Here is a 19,799-nt window from a genome sequence, read left to right on the forward strand (position 1 = left end):
CGGCGGTGGATGGGTGAGCGTGTGGCCGGCGGCCTCAGCTTGGGGATTCGACCAATTCAAAGTCGACGTGGTTTTCACCGGCGACGACTTCGATGGTCGATGGTTCCAACGTGACTTCGCCGGTCGGTCTGCCTTTCCCCTTGGGACGAACCAGTCCCGGGTCGCCCGGTTTGGCCTTGGCGATTTCGAAACGGATGCGGTGTTTTCCGGGAATCGCACCGGGCACGTTGGGCAGGTAGTACGCGGTGTATCGTCCCTGTTCATCGGTCAGGGCCAGCGAAGGCCGTCCGCCACCGCTGGGGACAAATTCGATACTGCCGTTCTTGATGGGTTCTCCGTCCATCGTCAAGACACCGGTGACTTGACCGAGCTTGGGCGAGGAGTCGCATCCGGTCTGCAGGACAGCCAGGACCAGGATGGCGGCCGCCCAGCGGAGCGGCCGGTGAAAGGTCGAATGATAGGTCATCGTCGTTCTCTGTGTGGTAGTGAGTAAAGTCCGTTCAGTCATTGTTTGCGTTGACTATTGCACCCAATCCTGGTCGAACACATAGCGGTCCGAGCGACCACACAGTGCGGTGAAGATGTTGTCAAAGTCGATGCTGTCGGTGATGAAGCGAACCGAGCCGTCGCCCATCGTGAACTGCACGCCACCGACGTGTTGCGAACGGAATCCGTTATGCAGGGTGTGTTCCATGTTCTGAGTCCAGTTTCCCGAGAACAGGCTGTTGTTGGGGTATCGCGGCACGGTGACATTGGCGGTCTTGCCGTGGAAGGCACCCCAGGCATAGTGCATCGGACGGGCTGCCCAGAAGCCTCCCGGTCCACGCCCGGGACGTGAGTCTTCTTGAGTGCCGTCAAAGTGCTGGAGCCATGCACCGTGCTCGCCGACGGCGATCGTGTTGCTCAATCCATCCAAGACGCTCGAGAATCGACGCTCTCGGAAACGGTTGTTCAACATCGACAGGAAGCCGTCGTCTTGCAACCATCCCCAGGACCAGGTCGCGGTATTGGCGTAGTAGCGGTCCCAGGAGAAGACATTGGAACCCGGGGGGTTGTAGTAACCGACCGATGCGACGTAATCGGGGATTTGGACTTCGTAGGTGTCCGGTGCATCCGGATCAAAGTCGCGGGTCGCCTGGCTGGTTTCCTGAATGCGGAATCGCTCCAGGGCGCTGGAGGGGCAGTTGTAGGTCGGGACGTTGGTTCGCGACATCAGCTCCCAGTTTCGGTTGGGAATGACGGAGTCTTCGCTGAAGTCGGTGCCTTCAAAGATGATCGCATCGGCCGCAGACGACTGCTCCAATTGCGGCAGAATCACCGTCATCCAGGAAACGCCCGAGTGGGGACGTCCCGTCGACGGCAGGTCGGTTCGCAGACCATGGTTGGCCGGCATCTGACGAAACGTGTCGTGGTAGTTATGGATCGCCAACCCGATCTGCTTCATGTTATTAGAGCATTGCATCCGCCGTGCTGCTTCGCGAGCGGCTTGCACTGCGGGGAGCAACAGACCGACCATGACGCCAATGATGGCGATCACGACCAACAACTCGACCAGTGTGAAAGCGGAACGTTTGTGAGTGAGATTTCTCATCGCTTGAAAGTTTGCATTGTGAAGGAGGCAGGATTCGAGTGAGCCGGTAAGCAACGTGCTAATTGACTCTTCGATGACTTCCCCACTAGGCAAACGACATACCGGTGGCGCGAATTCGACGTGCCCAATTCTGGCTTTCATCAGCGGTGCGGGTGAATTGAACAGCAATGACCTGCAAGGTGAAATGTTCGCCCTTATCAACTTGAGTCTTATTGGAAAATTCGCCAATGGTGATCGCCCTTGGCCGGCATGTCGCATCTTCAAAACTATGCATTGCCTTGATCGTGAGCACACACAATTAGCACCCGGCCCTCTTCTGGTGTGTAGCCAGTGTGTACCGTAGCAGGAGCTTGGTGACAGTCGACACGAGACGTGTCGATCCCCACGACTGATCACCGAGATGGCAACACTCGATGCTTGCAATCACGCGCCATCTATCGCAATTATCACCAACCCTTGCGGCACCATCACAGACAAGCTGCACGTTCCGCATCACGGGGTATGCGCGTTCGGTTGTTGCACATCATCGATCGCGCACAAGTCGACGGTCATGAGGTGTCGATGCATCACAACGGACGTCGGAAGTTACGTAAATGGTTGACATGACTAATATTTCTACAAAAAGGGGTTGGGCGGACTCGCCGGCTGATCGAAAGGAGGCTAGGGGAGAAAGGGGGCCATCGGGACAACGGGGGGCCATCTCTGTCAGGAATTGATTCGATCTCCCGAGGCGATCGTCGTCGCCGAACGGTTGTCCGCCGCACGCTGCTGCCGGGACGGGTGGACAATGCGACCGTCTCGGGAGGTAGAATGTGGGTTTTGAGGCGAGACCACTGAATCAGTGTCCTCTTCCGTCGGTTGGCTTTCGGTCAAGGGCTCCGTTTTTGGAGATTTTTTGATCGTTTGGTGTGACAGGAACCCGACCGCTGTGTTTGGCTGGTAGGAGAAATCGATGTTGCAAGGTCCGGAAACACGAGCGTCACTGATCGGCAAGCTGAACCAACCGGCTTCGGAAGAGGTTTGGATGGAGTTTGTCAGCCTCTACCGACCGCTCGTGGTTCGGGTGGCGTTGGGCAAAGGCCTGCAGCACGCCGACGCGGAAGATTTGGCCCAAGACGTGTTTGCCGCGGTGCGACGGTCTCTGGAAACCTTCGAAACACGTGGCCGGGGTTCGTTTCGAGCTTGGTTGTTCCGCATCACCCGCAACCTGGTCGTCAATCAGCTGACACGCCCCAAGGGGCCGGTGGGGTCGGGCGATAGCCAGACGAACCGGTGGTTGATGCAACAACCGGATCGGCAGAGCGAGACAGCCACCTTGTTCGATCACGAACTCCGTCGTCAGCAATTCCATGTAGCGGCGGACAGGGTGCGTTCAAAATGCGAACCCGCCACGTGGCGAGCGTTTTGGATGACGGCCGTCGAAGGCCAATCGATCTCCACTGTCGCGGCATCGCTCGGCAAGGCCGAAGGCGCCGTGCGGATGGCAAAGTGCCGTGTGTTTGCGCGTTTGCAACAAGAGGCTCAATCAATTTCCAGCCTGTGGGAGACCGAAGAATGATTGCACGCATTGGCGACGACCAAAACCAGCGCGATCGATCTCACTACGACCGTGAAACGCTCGATGACTTTCTGCACGATCGTCTCGCCGCACGCACCGAAGCAGTCACCCGACACATCGAGTCGTGCGAGGATTGTCAGTGCGTGGTCGAGGGCATGGCCGAAGAAAACCTGAGCTGGCGAGACCTCGCTGCGATGTTTTCCGAACCATCGGGCGCTTTCGTCAAGGGCTGTGCAGCTTCCCCGCACCGCTCCGCAACCGACGATGCTGGCGAGGACGAGCACGGGCGGCAAGCCGGCGCCGCGTCGTTTCTCGAACCGTCCCGTGATCCCGATTCGATTGGACGCTTTGCACGCTACGAGATCCAACAAGTTCTTGGCCGTGGCGGCATGGGGATCGTGATGCGAGCGTTTGATACGTCGCTGGGGCGTCATTGTGCCGTGAAAGTCTTGGCACCCGAGTTGGCCTGTTCCGCCGCCGCGCGGCAACGTTTTTCTCGCGAAGCCAAGAGTGCCGCCGCGGTCGTCCATCCGCACGTTGTTCCGATTCAAACGGTCGATGTACACGATGGACTTCCGTACTTGGTCATGCCCGTCGTGGACGGCCCGAGTTTGCAACAGCGGGTGCAACACGATGGCCCCTTGTCACCGATCGAAACCGTCCGAATCGCGGCACAGATCGCCGACGGCCTTTCCGCAGCCCACCAGCAGGGGTTGGTCCATCGCGACATCAAGCCGGCAAACATCTTGTTGGAAAACAGTGTCGAACGCGTCCAAATCACCGACTTCGGTTTGGCCCGAGCGGTGGACGACGCCAGCATGACACGCAGCGGCGTGATCGCGGGCACGCCGCAATACATGTCGCCCGAACAAGCTCACGGAGATGCGATCGACCACCGCAGCGATCTGTTCTCACTCGGCAGCGTCATGTACTTCATGCTCACCGGACGCAGCCCGTTTCGTGCGGAAACAACAATGGGGGTGCTCAATCGGATCGGCAATGACGATCCGCGATCGCTGCGTGAAATCAACGCCGACGTTCCCGCGTGGCTTGACGCAATCGTGATGCGGCTGCTCAGCAAGAGCCCCGAGCATCGCTACCAAACTGCATCGCAGGTCGTTCGGTTATTGAATCGCTGGCAGGCCCATCTGTTGGACCCGACGGGAACCGAAGCCCCGGAGGTTCAACCCACCCGAAAACCTCGGCCAAGTGCCTCAGCCAACGGTCGCAAAACCGGCAAACCCTTGCGATGGATCGTTGCCGCGGGATTGTTCTGCTTTCTCCTGTGGGCGGCAACCATCATCATCTTGCAGACCGAGCAAGGCACGTTGCGTATCGAAAGTAACGCGGATGCGAATCTACCGATTGTCATCCGGAAAGGTGACGAAGTCGTCGAGCAGATGAGGGTCAGCCGAGCAGGAAAAACGATCGAGATCAAAACGGGCGTGTACGTCGTCGAAATTGCCGGCGACGTCGATGGTTTCGAGATCCAAAATGATTCGGTCGTCATCAGACGTGGTGCAACGCAAGTGGCCACGATTGTCGAAACAAAGTCCGCCGGCAATGACCGGAGTGACGCGAAGCCGCAGTCGGCCGACCAAGCCGTGCCTCCCAAACTCGCGCCGTACACACGGATGGAGTTTCGAGAACAACAGGTCGTTGTCACGGTGGGATCCGAACACTACGAACTGCTGAAGATCGACCACCTCGCGATCGAAGACCTGGTTAAACAAACAAAGCAGGCGTTTGGTCAGAACTGGAAGAAACGATTAAGTGAGGATTTGGTAGAGGTCTTAGGGAAGCTTGGCCATGTCCCCAGTGAGTCTGTGCTTCTAAAGCTTCGCAAACTTGATTCGGGGGAAGTCGTTTCGATCGATGCACCGCTGACCAAAGCGAATCGCAATGCACTCTATCGAGACAACAAGCACAACCAACCGGAGGAGGCCAGTGTTGCCGACTACTACCAGAAGGTTCTATCGGGAAAAACGTCTGTTAAAGCGGATGGCGTGCCGCTCGCTGACTTCCTGACGCAGCTTTCCGAACAGCACCGGATTCCAATCCTCTTGGACCGAAATGATTTGAAGCGAGCCGGCATCACCACGAATACGAGAGTCAGCATCGAAATGACGAACGTGAGTCTTCGGATGGTGCTGAACATCGCCCTTGCAAAAGTCGGCTGCAAATACGAAGTGAAAGACGAGGTTCTGCGCGTCTTTGCAGCATCGACGCAGTAGCGCCCTCACGCCGAACGGTCAATGCGTCCACGCGTGCGTGAGCGCTGCGACGCAGAGCGACTCGGATAGGTAAGGACGTGGCCGCTATTCCAAGTCACCGATCAACATCAGTGACGATGCATACCACGTGTGGTTTTTATATTTGTCGGGTTTGCCATCGAAATCGGACCGGTTGCGTTCGAACAGTATCTCCCGTTTGTCGAGCTGCTGCGGTGTCAATTCAATGGTAACGCTGTGCCGCCCGGGAGAGAGTTCCGAACCGATCCGTAGCGTCGCCATGCGATGATACGTGCAATAGCCATCGATACGGTTGCGAGTGACTTCGTTGTCGTCTAACCGAACGCGGAGTTGGCCGCCATCGGGACCGACCAGATCAAAAATTGCGGCGTTGGTTCCTTCGAATGTAAATGTCAACGTCGCCCCCGGTTCTTCTGCTTGATAAAGCTCGGGCATGTTGCGTTGAAATCGTTTGGCCAGCGCATGATCTGCCGGAAGCTTGGTCCAGTTCCCGGTCAGCATCTCGGGCTCGATGGCCACCATTTTGGCGCGTTCCCAATTGTCATCGCGAAGCGGTGTCGGCAAGGGATGGGGTTGGGGGGCATCGCTGGCCGCGGCGAATTTTGGCCAGCATCGCGCGATCGCTTCGGTATAAAGCCGATGCCCGGTTTCGACGTGGGGGTGTACGCCGTCGGTTGAAAAGACCATCGGCTCTGCAGCGATGTCTTTCGGTTTGGGAGCTTTGAAAACTAGCTTTCCCGCCGACTCCATTCGGGCGACTTCGACGCCGAAATGAATCGAGGGAATCGAGTAGTGATCGGCCAGGTCTTCCATGGCGCTGGCTGCGCGAGGCATCTTGCCGGACTGTAGGTCCGACAGCATGGCTTGAGTGAGCGTGTAGACAAAGCAAATGTCGGTCTCCGGATTGACCGCCCAGGTTTGACGGACGATGCCTTCCATCGACTGATGGATACGCTCCGGTGCCGCTCCGCCATCGTTGACCGCAAATTCCACGAACAACAAATCCGGATCGTGCTGCAGCGCATCTCGCTGCAGGCGAAACACGCCCAGGTCGGATCCCGTGCCACCGATCGCCGCATGGATCTCGTTCACGGTCGCATCGGGGTATTGCTGCTGAAGCCACTCTTGCGATTGGACACGCCAACCCGGCGCGGCGGTGATGCTGCCACCAAGATACGCCACACGAACCGTCTCGCCGGCCCGGACTTTGGCGATAAAGTTCGGCAGTCCCTGACGAGGGTGGCACTCTACCGCATCGCGAAGCGGAAATTCAGCGCGAACCTGAACGACGGCGGACATCAGGATGGTTGTGACACAAAAGATGCGATTCAATGGGGGCATGGCAGTGGCGAAAAAAGGTTGAAATCAATTCCTAGTGGAGCTTCTGGAACGCTGTTTTTCTATCATCCCGAAACGCACGCGTTTGGCGAGTCATTCATTCAAGACCATCGCACCGCAAGATGAGTGCGAATGTTCTTGAAGGGCGGGTTCTTGAAGGGCGGGTTCTTGAAGGCGGGGATATTCGAGACGTCGGCATCACTTGCCGTGTCGAAGCATCATTCGTGATCGAAGCCATGGTATGTTGTAACACTATTTTACTACGAACACAGATAGGAGGTCCTGTATGTATCGCGTCATTCTCTATTGTGTCGCCTCACTGGCGCTCGCCGCTTGCGCGTTTTTTTCGAATCCGCTCGGCGCCGACGACGCGACCAATGATCGAGAGCAGGAACGGAAGGTGCGTCTGGAATACCTGACGCAACAAGCGAAGGAGTTTAAGATGTCGCCTGCCAAGGAGCAGAACGTGCTGCTTTCGATCGAGGAGCGTCCCGTTTTGAGGTACACCAACCCTGTTCGCAACTTTTTCACCGATGGCGTCGTGTTTCTTTGGAGACACGATTCAGAACCGGCCGTCCTCGGGGCGTTGTCCGTGCGTGGAAATGGAAACGTGTTTTGTGAATTCGCATCGCTGACAGCCACGCCCTTGCATTGCGATCTCGGGCTGCAGCGATCTTGGACGCCCGAAAAAAACACTCAGGTCGATGTGCCCTTGAAGGTTCAGATACCGGTCTCCGATGACGAGAGACGCCAAAAGCTTGTGATGCGTCAGCTGATTCGGCGTTTCTCGGTGCGGATGTATGAAGTCGAAAAACCAGATCAGAAAAAGGAGTTGCGTCTATTGACCAATCCGTTGGTCCAATGGTCGGATTCAGCCGGCAAATCGTCGGCGATGTGTTTCGGATTTGCCGAGACCAATGACCCCGAGGCCTTGGTCCTGCTTCGCTACACGCCAACGTCGACCTCAGGGAACGGGGCGTGGACTTACACGCTCGCGCGAATGACGTCGCGGCCGTTGGTTTTCGAATTGGATCGAAAAACGATTCATGAGGTCAAAGCCTATTGGCAGAATCCCCAATCGGTCAAAGACGATTACCTGGAACGGGCATTCGGAGAATATCCGACGAATTGAAGCGCAACATAAACGGGGCCGGCGCATCGCCGGAGGGTGTGTCGCATCTTCGGATTCCCGATCCCATCACAGAAGGTAGCCGGCGGTCGAGCGGAGTGAAAAACATCATGAGACAGAGCATGCGAAATCCACAGTTTTTTCGGTCAGTCTTTTTGGCCGGCCGTCTTGCATCCCAAGGACTGGAAAAAACGTTTCAGATCCGCTGGACGCTTCTGCTCCTCTTCAATTGGCTGCTTCTACCGCAGGCCGCGTTGCACGCCGCTGATCGCGTTGCTGACCGGACCGCAGATTCGCCTGCTGTGCAACGCGGTGAAACATGTTTTAGCGGAAGGGCGCGAGCCCTCCGGTGTTTTGGCAAAGACGACGAACCGGAGGGCTCACGCCCTGCCGCTACAACCTTCGTCAACACAGGGGGGGAATGCTTCACAGCGTCGCCTGATGTGGTCGTTTACGGGGCCACGCCTGCCGGCATTGCCGCCGCGCTGAATGCCGCAGAATCAGACCGCAGTGTCTGGCTGATCGAACCCACCGGACGGATCGGTGGCATGACGACACATGGTCTATCGCATTCGGATTTTCACAGCTTCGAAGCGCTCAACGGACCGTTTCTCCAGTTCAGCCAGCGGGTCTTGCAGCACTACCGGGAAACGTATGGCAACGAATCGGAGCAGGCCGACGACAGCTGGCAGGGCACCCACGGTGAGCCTTCGGTCAACCTGCGGATCTTTGAAAACATGCTCGCCGAAATGCCGACCCTCACGGTCCTGACGAATCATCGTCTGGTCCAAGTGGAGGTCGAAGACTCGGCCGTGACGACGCTGCACTTTGCGGTGCCGGGATCACCGCAAACCACGGTCAATCCAAAGATCGTGATTGATGCGACTTACGAAGGCGATCTGCTCGCTGCGGCGAATGTTCCGTACCGCGTGGGGCGGGAGGCTCGGTCGGAGTACGGTGAATCGCTCGCGCCGGAAACCGCCGATGACCAGTTACAGGGCTACAACTACCGCCTGTGCATGACGCAGAACGAATCGAACCGCGTGCCGATTCCTGTCCCAGAGAATTACAACCGCGAAGACTACGCGGCGATTGTTCCGCTGGTGACGGCCGGCGAGTTTGATGCCGCCTTCGGATATCCCGGTCGGCGTTTCATTCTGAAGGCGCACCTGCCGGTGATGCCCAACGGCAAACGCGACATCAACGACGTTTCCAAGGGACTCGTCCGGCTCTCGCTGCCGGGGCACAATCGCGGCTATCCCGAAGCCGACGTCGCTACCCGACGGCGGATCGAAAAAAAACACCTCGACTGGCAGCTCGGGCTGATGCACTTCGTCCAGACCGATCCCGCACTACCAGATGCCTTTCGCGAAGCGGCGATGACGTGGGGGCTGTGTCGCGATGAGTTTGCCGACAGCGGCCACATCCCGTCGCAGATTTATGTTCGGGAAGCTCGCCGAATGGTCGGCCAGTACGTCTATGCCGAAGCAGACACGCAATACGCGCCGGACGACGCCCGTGCCCGCTTGCATCCCGACGCGATCGCCATTGGAGAATACAGCCACAACTGCCACGGCACTGACCACGAAGGACCGCTGATCGGCGGGCGGCATACGGGCGAGTTCTACAAAGGCGTCGCGCCGTATCAGATTCCCTACGGAGTGCTGGTACCGAAGACGATGCGGAATCTGCTCGTTCCGACAGCCTGCAGCGCCAGTCACGTCGGCTTCTGCGCGCTTCGTCTGGAACCGATCTGGATGTCGCTCGGCGGTGCCGCCGGTTTCGCTGCCGACATGGCATTAGACAAAAACGTCAGCGTGCAGGAAGTCGACGTCGAAGCGTTGAAACGGCGTGTCTGGTCGCGCGGCGGTGCCACGATCCACGTCAGCGATGTGCGACCCGGTCACCCGGATTTCATCGCCGTGCAATGGTGGGGCAGCCTCGGCGGACTCCACGGCATCGAGCCTGCTCCGGCTAAACCAGGCGCCCGCGGCAAACACATTGTCAGTCAGTATTACAAAGCGTATCCCGGACACGCCGCAAGGCTCGACCAGCCACTCGACGAGGAACTGGCTACGCGCTGGAATCGCTTGGCTCACCAGCACGGCTTCTCCGTTCCCGCCGCCGGCACCACCCGCGGCGACTGGATCCGAGCCGTGTTCGCGGCTGCGAATGAAGTGGCTGATGGCACCAAATGAGTGCGACTGACCGGGATGGCAGAAAAATGGGAGTGCCGGGAGACGAAACGACAAGAAAATGGGTGGCAAGAAAATGAAACACTCGCAACAGTTTTCAATGGGGCGACTGAATCACACACGGCCGCGGACCAGCTACTTACCCTCCAGATCTCCCCTGCTGTATTTTCTTGTCACCCATTTTCTTGTCGCCATTTCCCCCTCAGCCCCATCCCGTTTTCCTGCTCCCCATTTTTCTGCTATCTAGAAAAGCGTCGCCACCGAGTAAACCTTTCCTTAAGCGATGACGTCGTGAACAATTTGCCCGTAAAGGTCGGTCAGACGGTAGTCGCGGCCGGCGTATCGGTACGTCAAGCGTTCGTGATCGAAGCCCAGCAGGTGCAGCATCGTGGCGTGTAGGTCATGCACCGAAACGGGGTTCTCGACGGCTTTGAAGCCGAACTCATCGGTCGCACCGTAGATCGTCCCACCCTTGATGCCTCCCCCCGCCATCCACAGCGAGAAACCCCAATGGTTGTGATCGCGTCCCTGGCTGGCACCCGATCCGTTTTGTCCCATTTCCACCGACGGCGTGCGTCCGAATTCGCCACTGCACAGGATCAACGTCTTGCTGAGCAGGCCGCGTTGCTTGAGGTCTTTGATCAGGCCGGCGATCCCTTGATCACACTGGTTCGCGACGGTGCGGTGGGCGCCTTTGATATTGCTATGACTGTCCCATGGCTGGCCCGCACCGTGCCAAACCTGTACGTATCGCACGCCGCGTTCAACCAAACGCCGAGCCAGCAACAGTTGGCGATTTTGAATCCCTTCTCCATACAGTTTTAAAATGTGTTCCGGTTCCTGATTGGTATCGAACGCGTCGGTGGCTTCCATCTGCATTCGGTATGCCAGATCAAAGGACTGAATCCGCGCTTCCAGATCCGCTTCATCTGGACGGCTGGCCAGGTGCCTGGCATTGAGTGCCTGCAAGACGTCCAGCTGAGCCAGTTGATCTGATCGGCTGATTCGCTCGTTACGAATATGACGAATCAGCTTGGTCGGATCGGTCTGAGCCGTATCGACCAGAGTACCTTGGTAGCTGCCGGGCAGAAACGCAGATTGCCAGTTGCCGGCACCGGCGACCGGCAAGCCGCCCGGACACAAGGCGACAAATCCAGGCAGGTTCTTGTTCTCGCTGCCCATCCCCCAGGTCAACCACGATCCGAAACTGGGACGCACCAAACGGGAATGGCCGGTGTTCATCAACATCAGCATCATCTCGTGGCTGGGCAATTCGGCGTACATCGAACGAATCACCGCCAATTCGTCAGCGCACTCGGCCACACGCGGAAACAGGTCACTGATCGGCATCCCACATTCACCGTGCTGTTTGAACTCAAACGGCGAGGGCAGAGCGACTCCCGTCTTGCGTTCGGTCTGCAGGTTATCAAACGGCAACATCTGACCGGCTCGACGGGTCAGTTCCGGTTTCGGGTCGAAGGTATCCACCTGCGACATGCCGCCGTTGAGAAAGATGTGAATCACATGCTCGGCGCGAGCCGGAAAGTGGCTTGCGGTCTCGGCCGTTGCCGACTGACCGGCCAGCAGATCAGCCAGCGCCAGCGATCCGACTCCCAAGCCACAGCGCTGGAGAAACTGCCGGCGAGGCGAGAGGAAGGAGTTGTCCATGATGATCTTGCTCGTGTAAGGATCCCTGCGGGACCGATGAGTCATCGAATCGGCAGGCCGGTCAATCCAGGAAAAGAAACTCATTGGAGGCCAACATGGCATGCGCGAGTTGAGCCCATCGTTCGGTTTCGGTTACGTCGTCATCAGACGTCGCGTCGTCGGGCTGGGGACGCGTGACAAAGGTGATCGCCAAATCGCGTTCTTCTGGATCGGGTTGGCGTAAATAGATCCGCTGGTACAACCATTCCACTCGGTCTTCATTGGTCGCGGCCGCATCGACAGCCAGCTTGGCCACCGCCGCAGCCCGGTCTTGAATGAAGGACGAATTCAGTGCGTACAGCGTTTGCTGGGGTACCAGCGTGTCGGGACGTTTGACCGTGCACGACGTCGGGTCCGCACCGTCAAAGGTGCTGGACAGGCTCGAAATGATGTCGCGATTGATGAACGCGTAAACGCTGCGGCGGGGGATCACCGGCTCGGCTTCCAGATCGAACGGTCGACCGCCCATGGTCGTCGTGTCCAGCTCGCCCGAAACAGCCAGCAACGCGTCCCGCATCGATTCCATTTCCAAACGCTTGCGCGGCATCCGCCACAGCAAGCGGTTCTCCGCATCGCGCCGGCGCGCTTCTGTGTTCTCGACCGAAGCCTGCTGATAGACGTCCGACAGCATGATCCGGCGGTGCATTTTCTTGATCGACCAACCGTCCTCGGCAAACGCCGTGGCCAAGTGATCGAGTAGCTGCGGATGCGTGGGCGGTGTTCCGCGGGTCCCCAGGTCATCGGGCGTACGGACCAGACCCAAGCCGAAATGGTGCCGCCAAATCCAGTTTACGATGACACGCCGGGTCAGCGGGTTTTCAGGGTCGACGATGGCTTCGGCCAGACCACGCCGGCGCTGTCCATCGGTAAAGGGCGTCGGGTTGTGGGGAGCGACCGCGGTCAGAAATCGAGCTTCCACCCGCTCGCCACGGCTGGTCGGATTGCCACGCAGGAACACGCGGGTTTCGGGCGGCGTTTCGAATTCGGCCAGCACCATCCCGCGCGGCGGCGAACCGGGCGAATTCAGATGCAGATTGTGGATCGTGCCACGCTTGCCGGACAGCTTATCCGACACTGTGCGGTTGAGCAGTTTGGCGGCGAGCTTGTCCGGCACGTCGGTCGGGGTGCCGGTCTCGTACAAATGCCGCCGCAGCTGTTGATTGATGGAGCTATTGATTTCAGCGTGTCGCGGATCTTCATCCGTGATCAGATCCCCGGTCGGCGTCGCTTCCAAGGACGCCTCGTGCAGCGCCGTCAACCAGCCGAGGTGCACGTCTGCAAAGAGTTTGCCGTAGACGTCGGCCAGTTCGATCAGCGATGCCGGCTTGGATTCCTCGATCGCGTTGAGGACGCGCGGATTCCATTTCGGAGCCTCCACACTCATGTTGTGCAGATCTTTAAACTTCGCCGGATCGCCGTTCTCCGCTTTCAGCGTTTGCACCAGTTGTTCGCACGCCGTTTGGAACTGGTCCGCCGGGGTCTCCTGCAGACGGACCCACGCAAAGAACACCGGATCCTGTTCGCTGAGCGTGTGCAAATAGATTCGCCAACGATTAAGAACATCGGGACGCACATCGTCGGTGCGGTACGACAGGAACGCCGCCGAGAGATCCTGTTCGGGCACGCCCTTCGCCAACTCGGTCAAGTACAACCCGACTTGGCTGCGCAAGCGATTTCGCATCACTTCCATCTGATCACGAGCCATGTCGCGATAGATCGTCTGTCGTTTCTCCAGTTGGAGTTGGTAATCACGCAGCGGATCTGTCGGCGGTGGTTCGCCCAGCACCGGCAGTTCGCCCGGCGACTCGCTGGCGGCCAGGGTTGCGTACAGGGCGTAGTAATCGGTGGTGGGGATTTCGTCGAACTTGTGGTCGTGGCAGCGGGCGCAGGCGACGGTCACCCCCATCAATCCCCGCGTGACCACGTCGATCTGGTCGTCGATCAAATCATGCACGCTACGAAACTGCATGCCCACCGTCAAAAATCCCAACGCCGCCAGGGCCGGGTCGTTGGCTGGCAGATCCAGTTGATCGGCGGCCAGCTGTTGCAGGATGAATTCGTCGTAGGGCAAGTCTTCGTTGAACGCGCTGATCACATAATCGCGATAGGTGTACGAAAACGGAAATCGGGTGAAGCCGATCGCTGAACCGCCGTGGGTGTCGGCATAGCGGGCGATGTCCAACCAATGACGGCCCCAGCGTTCTCCGTAACGGTGCGACTGGAGCAATCGATCGATGACCTTGCCGAAAGCCTCCTCGTCGGGGGCGGCGTCGTTGACGAACGCGTCGACCTCGGCGGGCGAGGGAGGCAGGCCGATCAAGTCAAACGTGGCGCGCCGAATCAGCCGCCGGCGGTCCAGTCGCGGAGCAAGCGTCAGCCCGTTCTTCTCCAGAGCCGCGACGATAAAGCGATCGATCTCGGTGGAAGCGGCGCCGTTGGGCTTGGGAACCGAAGGGTTGCGAATCGGTTGATAGGACCAATGCCCCTCAAACCTTGCGCCCTGATCGATCCAACGACGCAGGATCTCGATCTCTCGTGCCGTGGGCCGCTTTTGCATTTCCGGGGGCGGCATCCGCATCTCCGGATCCTCGCTCGTCAACCGCACGATCAGTTCGCTGGCATCGGGGTCGCCCGGCACGATCGCTGCCGTCGTACTGTCGTCGGCAATATCCAACCGCAAATCGGCTTGGCGGTGCTGTTCGTCCGGACCATGGCACTGGACACAGTACTCCGCCAGAATCGGTCGAACGTCGCCGCTGAAGCTGATCTCGTCCGCTGCGGCCGACGATCCGAGCAGCCTGAGTGCCAAGCACGACGCAATCGCAATCCAGATCACCGTGCGGCCGATCGGAGCGTGGCAAGTTGTCATCGATTGCCTCATCTTCTTTCAATGCGAGAAACGGCCGGGGCGAGCCCTGCATCGTTTTCGCCGAACGAGGAATTTGGGTGGGAGGGAGAGCATCTGTCGGCGAGTACGCCGCGCGATCGGTTAACGTTTCTCGGCGGAAAGGTCCAACGGCGACTGCGGCCAATGCAAGACGACGGATTCAGCATTCTCCAAGCTGGGGTGGGATCGTTAGTTTACCACCGTTTTCCGCCGCCTGCACGCAACAAGGCGTTGGTCGGCGGGCGGAAGCGAGTTTGGCGGATATCGCCCCCAAGATCCGGGCTGCGTTTGACGACGTGTTAGCGGCAGGGCGCAAGCCCTCCGGTCCCTCATCGTTCCCGAAACACCGGAGGGCTCGCGCCCTACCGCTAAAATCGAAACTGGTCGCTGCGTTTGACGAGGTGTTAGCGGCAGGGCGCAAGCCTGGACCGCTAAAACGTTGGTGTTGACACTCTGTTCGGTTTACGCGACTTCGCTTCCTTTTGATTTCGTCACCGCCCGGCCTCGCTTCAGCCGAGACAGGATGGGTCGTGAGGAACCTGGACGGACGGAAGATTGCAAATTGAAAAATGCAAATTTGCAATTGGAAGTTTTCATTTTGAAATTTTCAATCTCTTGCTCCGTGTCCTTCAACGGGGAAACGGGGGCCAGGCATTTCAGGAATGAAACCTGCGCAAAGGAAGATCGCAACTTGGTGCCATCGGCTGTCTTAGTTTCTGTCAATGGCGAGTGATGGCTCGTCGGGAATTTTTTTTGGTTTTGCATCTTTGGCTCTGGTTGGTGAGATTCAGCTCAGGGTGGTATTGAGGGGGGGTGACGCTCGTTCGGGACTCAACGAAATGGGCCGCCCCATTCCGCATCGCCGTCACATCGGCCTCATCTGCTTGCGCAGGCCAATGTGACGGCGACGCGAAAGGGGCTCACCAAACGTCTTGTTGTATGAAGGGGATGAGTGACTTCAGATGCGACACGTATGCATGTGGGACTTTGCCATGTCGGACCGATGCCAGTGTTGCCCCAGAGGCCTACCCCGCAGGCGCGAGAGTGGATTCACGCCAAGGCGTTCCTTCGCGCACCATGACATTCAGCGTTACCAAGAGCTTTCGCATCACCGCCACGATCGCCACCTTCGGCGGCTTGCCTTTGGCCAGCAGGCGTTGGTAGAACGCTTTCATGATCGAATTGTGTCGCGTGGCAACCAAAGCGGCCATGTAAAGCACTTTGCGGACCAGGGAGCGACCGGCAAACGTGCTGCGTTTGCCTTCCTTTTGGCCGCTATCACGGACGATCGGCGCGACGCCAACGAGCTTGGCAATTTGGCCGCGGTTGAGCGAGCCTAGTTCGGGGAGCTCGGCCAGAAACATCGCGACCGTTGCGGTGCCGACACCGGGGCACGAAGCGAGTAGCGCTGCTCGCTCAGACAGGGGTTGGCTGGCATCGATCAGCGCGGCAATTTTCTTCTCAATCCCCGCGATTTGCCGTTTATAGAAGTCCAACGCTTCCTGGATGACTTCACGCACTTCCTCGTCGCGGGCTTGGGCAAGGCGGTTCCGTTCGGCCGACTGTTGCGAGAGAATTTGATCACGTCGATGCACCAGCGCCTTGAGCTTGCGTTGTTCGGGAGAAGGTTTCTCACGCAACTTTGGCGTGACGACCTCACCAAACCGGGCGATCATTCTGGCGTCGATCGGATCGTTCTTTTCGATCAGTCCGATCCCTTTGGCGAACGATCGCACCTGCGCGGGGTTGCACACGCAACAATCCGTGTCGGCTTCGTGCAAAGCGTCCACCAGATTGCTTTCGTAGCCTCCGGTGGCTTCCATCACCACGATTGTCTTGGCACGCTTGCGGCGGAGAAGTTTGATCCACGCGTTGATTGCTTCCGGTGTGTTATCGATCGTTTGATGTACTTTTGCCACCGAATCGAAGAGATCAAGTTTGCGGCTTGCGACGTCAACCCCAATGAATCTTTTGTAAACTGTCGTCATCGTTTGGTCCCTGGATAGTAGTGCGAGCTCACACTGGGCCTGTCCAAAACTTTGTGTCACCGGTTCAGTTGTTTAGTATCGGTGGCTCGGCGGCAGGCGGTCCTCAAAGAGGATTGCAAAGTGGTTGAGTGCTTGCTTCCAATACTTGATCGGGCGGGTCCAGCGTTTGGATGCCTCCATGATCGCCATATAGATCAACTTGGTTGCTGAGTCCTGGCTCGGGTAGATCTTGCGGTTCTTAGTAAACTTGCGAATCGTGCTGTTGACCGACTCGATTGCGTTGGTCGTGTAGATCACCTTACGAATCTCGGGCGGGAAGTCAAACAGTGTGATGATGTCCGTCCACTTATTTCGCCACTGCCGCGAGATCGTCGGATACTTCTTGTCCCATTTCTCCGAGAACCGCTCCAGTTCGCTTTCAGCCTCTTCGGTTGTCGATGCGCGGTAGATTGATTTTAGATCACCTGCGACTGCCTTGCTGTCTTCATGCGAGACGTAGCGAAGGGCGGCGCGAACCAGGTGCACCAAGCAAAGCTGAATTCGAGCTTGTGGAAAGGCGGCTCGAATGGCTTCGGGGAACCCGGCAAGGCCGTCGACACAGCATACGAAGATGTCGGAAAGTCCGCGGTTTTTCAGGTCGGTTAAGCAGTTCAACCAGAATTTCGCCCCCTCGGTTTCAGCGATCCAGAGGCCCAAGAGCTCTTTCTTACCATCCAGATTGATTCCCAAAGCAACGTAAATCGTGTGGGGGCTGACCTTGGCCGATGCACCCCGAACGTTGACGACGATCCCATCGAAATAGACGATCGGACACACCGGATCGAGACGCCTCGACTGCCAAGTCTTTAGCTCGGCTTCCAGGTCCTCGGTGACGCTAGCGATCAGCGTTGGTGAAACATCCACGCCGTAGAGGTCTTTGACGATCTGCTGGATGTCGCGGGTGGTCAATCCTTTTGCGTAGAGGGCCAGGATTTTGTCATCGAATCCATCAATGCGACGCCGGTGCTTTTCAATGATCTTCGGCTCAAACGTCGAGTCTCGATCCCGAGGTGTTTCGATCTCCAGTTCCCCAAAGTCACCCTTGAGCTTCTTTGAAGAATGTCCGTTGCGACAGTTGTTTCGTTTTTCTTTGGAAGGCGTGCTGCCGGAGGCCGGTTCGGATTGTTCTTGATCGAGATGGTGATCGAGTTCGGAGTTGAGCATCGTTTCGATGCCCGACTTCATCATTGTTTTGACCAATGCATTCAATTCACCGATGCTCGAAGCATTGCGAGCAAATTCAGCAGCAAGTTGTTCGACTTGCTCTTTCGTCTTGGAATCCATGGGAAGGGGCTCCTGCAGGAGAAGGTGTTTGGGTCAGCTTACAGTTATTGCTGGCAAACACAAAATTCCTGACAGGCCCTCACACTTGTCGGTGGCTCCCTCGGCTGTTCGGGCTGAGAACGAAACGGACCGGCGATCTAGATGGCACACGACATCGGGTGTCTACCCACAACGATCTACCGAGTCCGCGTGCCTGCCGGCAGCTAACCGGCAGGCACTTTTCGAATCATGGCTCACGCGTAAGCCCAGCTTGAAAACGAATTCAATCGTGGACAGCGAGGTCGAGCCGCCGTTTCCAAGACACTACCCACCAGTGGCACGATGTTTTCCATCAGCTAGCCGCCGAGAGAGATCGTTCGCTGGGTTGCCCTTCGTCCGCGTCGTCGTTCGATTCCGCAAGGAACCAGCCTTTCGTTTTGAGACAGAACTTCACGAGCGCCAACATCAACGGCACTTCGATCAACACGCCCACGACGGTTGCGAGCGCCGCGCCGGACGACAGCCCGTACAACATCGTTGCCGTCGCGATTGCCACTTCAAAGTGGTTCGAAGCTCCGATCATCGCTGTCGGGGCAGCGGATTCGTAGGTGAACCCCATCGCTTTGCTCGCTGCGTAGCCGAGTGCAAAGATCACCAACGTCTGAATCGTCAACGGAATCGCGATCCAAAGAATCGTCAGTGGGTTCTCAACGATCGTTTCGCCTTTGAATGAAAACAACAGCACCAGCGTTGCCAGAAGAGCGGTGATGGTGACGGGCGTCAGGAAATGCAAGAACTTGTCACGAAACCACACGTCTCCCTTGGTCGCGATCAACCATTTGCGTGACAGGTAGCCGGCGACCAACGGCAACGCAACATACACGCCGATCGACAACAACAACGCTTGCCACGGGACGGGAAGCTGGCCGACCCCCAGCAAGAATCCACCCAAGACTCCGTACAGAACAAGCATCGTCAGCGAATTGATCGCGACCATCACGAGTGTGTGTCCGTCGTTACCTTTGGCCAAAAATCCCCACACCAAGACCATCGCGGTACACGGTGCGATGCCGAGCAAGATGCAGCCGGCCAGGTAGCTTCGCCACAGCGGAACTTGCAGCATCTTCAGGCCTTCGACCAAGACGACCTCGCCGGCCCCGTAGGTCGCTCCGACCTCAAGATTGCTGCCCAAGGGAGCCTTCACGTAATCGACCGCATCGGGGCCGATAAATCCAAGAAACAGCGTCCCGAGAAAGAAACTTGCGATGGCGTACATCGTGAACGGCTTGACGGCCCAGTTGATAAACAGCGTCAATCCAACCGGACCCATCGACTTACCGGCTTTGACCACTTCGCCGAAGTCGATCTTGACCATGATCGGGTACATCATGAAGAACAGGCAGATGGCGATCGGGATCGAGATCACCGGAGCATCGTCGACGTAGATGGCCATGCCATCGAGCGACCTGGCGATTCCGGGAGCGACTTTGCCCAACGCAATCCCCGCAACGATGCAAAGTCCTACCCAGACGGTCAGGTAACGCTCAAAGAATCCGATCCCCTTCTCATCTGCGGGGCACGTGTCGGTTTGGTTCATTTCCGTGTCTTCCATGGCGTGAATGCATATCGTCCATCGCCGCTAAACGATATGCCTGAGCAAAAAAAAGCGGTCACAATCCGGCCATCAGCGTCTCGTCGTCCGTCGAATCAGCCTTGAGCTTCTCCGGCGGCAAATCGCGGGGTTTGTTGATGCGTCGCCTGGCCATCCCGTTCCTTTTATCGTCTATCTACGATATGCGATTGATTGGAACCGGTCAATGCGGCGTTTTGTCCACGAGCAAAAAGGGGTCAG

The 19,799-nt window shown here is 57.8% G+C and carries 13 protein-coding genes; 4 read left to right on the plus strand and 9 right to left on the minus strand.

Annotated features, from left to right (window positions below; all coding sequences use genetic code 11):
- Positions 1-34: 34 nt before the first annotated feature.
- The 3 genes from TBK1r_RS02665 to TBK1r_RS02675 all read right to left on the minus strand — a co-directional run bounded on the left by TBK1r_RS02665 (position 35) and on the right by TBK1r_RS02675 (position 1,865).
- A complete protein-coding gene (locus tag TBK1r_RS02665; RefSeq protein ID WP_145207403.1) occupies positions 35-466 on the minus strand; it encodes a carboxypeptidase-like regulatory domain-containing protein in 432 nt (143 codons plus the stop codon).
- Positions 467-520: 54 nt separating this feature from the next.
- Complete coding sequence (locus tag TBK1r_RS02670) at positions 521-1,591, minus strand: DUF1559 family PulG-like putative transporter (protein WP_145207404.1); 1,071 nt, start codon at positions 1,589-1,591, stop codon at positions 521-523.
- An 85-nt stretch (positions 1,592-1,676) separates the two neighbouring features.
- Positions 1,677-1,865, minus strand: coding sequence for a hypothetical protein (locus TBK1r_RS02675; RefSeq protein ID WP_145207405.1), 189 nt, complete (start codon positions 1,863-1,865; stop codon positions 1,677-1,679).
- Positions 1,866-2,543: 678 nt separating this feature from the next.
- Here TBK1r_RS02675 and TBK1r_RS02680 point away from each other — a divergent pair.
- Together TBK1r_RS02680 and TBK1r_RS02685 are read left to right on the plus strand one after the other, a co-directional pair.
- Positions 2,544-3,149, plus strand: coding sequence for an RNA polymerase sigma factor (locus TBK1r_RS02680; RefSeq protein WP_145207406.1), 606 nt, complete (start codon positions 2,544-2,546; stop codon positions 3,147-3,149).
- Positions 3,146-5,383: a serine/threonine-protein kinase gene (locus TBK1r_RS02685; protein ID WP_419580900.1), complete on the plus strand. Its 2,238-nt coding sequence runs from the start codon at positions 3,146-3,148 to the stop codon at positions 5,381-5,383. The genes TBK1r_RS02680 and TBK1r_RS02685 overlap by 4 nt, the downstream gene beginning before the upstream one ends.
- Before the next feature lie 84 nt (positions 5,384-5,467).
- On the opposite strand, the gene TBK1r_RS02690 is transcribed toward TBK1r_RS02685, so the two are convergent.
- Positions 5,468-6,700, minus strand: coding sequence for an SGNH/GDSL hydrolase family protein (locus tag TBK1r_RS02690; RefSeq protein ID WP_419581518.1), 1,233 nt, complete (start codon positions 6,698-6,700; stop codon positions 5,468-5,470).
- A 325-nt stretch (positions 6,701-7,025) separates the two neighbouring features.
- On the opposite strand from TBK1r_RS02690, the gene TBK1r_RS02695 reads away from it, so the two are divergent.
- Positions 7,026-7,871, plus strand: a complete 846-nt coding sequence (locus TBK1r_RS02695) for a hypothetical protein (RefSeq protein WP_145207409.1) — start codon at positions 7,026-7,028, stop codon at positions 7,869-7,871.
- Positions 7,872-8,311: 440 nt separating this feature from the next.
- A complete protein-coding gene (locus tag TBK1r_RS02700; RefSeq protein WP_419580901.1) occupies positions 8,312-10,066 on the plus strand; it encodes an FAD-dependent oxidoreductase in 1,755 nt (584 codons plus the stop codon).
- A gap of 273 nt (positions 10,067-10,339) precedes the next feature.
- Here TBK1r_RS02700 and TBK1r_RS02705 read toward each other — a convergent pair whose 3' ends face one another.
- The 5 genes from TBK1r_RS02705 to arsB form a co-directional block, all read right to left on the minus strand.
- Entirely contained in the window at positions 10,340-11,731 is a 1,392-nt protein-coding gene (locus TBK1r_RS02705) for a DUF1501 domain-containing protein (RefSeq protein ID WP_145207410.1), read from the minus strand.
- 61 nt (positions 11,732-11,792) lie between these two features.
- A complete protein-coding gene (locus TBK1r_RS02710; RefSeq protein WP_419580903.1) occupies positions 11,793-14,639 on the minus strand; it encodes a PSD1 and planctomycete cytochrome C domain-containing protein in 2,847 nt (948 codons plus the stop codon).
- Between the two features lie 1,043 nt (positions 14,640-15,682).
- Complete coding sequence (locus TBK1r_RS02715) at positions 15,683-16,645, minus strand: IS110 family RNA-guided transposase (RefSeq protein WP_145207412.1); 963 nt, start codon at positions 16,643-16,645, stop codon at positions 15,683-15,685.
- 72 nt (positions 16,646-16,717) lie between these two features.
- The gene (locus TBK1r_RS02720) at positions 16,718-17,968 is read right to left on the minus strand and encodes an IS256 family transposase (protein WP_145207413.1); all 1,251 of its coding nucleotides are present in this window, start codon (positions 17,966-17,968) and stop codon (positions 16,718-16,720) included.
- Between the two features lie 331 nt (positions 17,969-18,299).
- Positions 18,300-19,559, minus strand: coding sequence for an ACR3 family arsenite efflux transporter (arsB, locus tag TBK1r_RS02725; RefSeq protein ID WP_419580904.1), 1,260 nt, complete (start codon positions 19,557-19,559; stop codon positions 18,300-18,302).
- Positions 19,560-19,799: the final 240 nt, after the last annotated feature.

This window comes from Stieleria magnilauensis (genome assembly GCA_007753675.1).
Lineage (GTDB): Bacteria > Planctomycetota > Planctomycetia > Pirellulales > Pirellulaceae > Stieleria > Stieleria magnilauensis.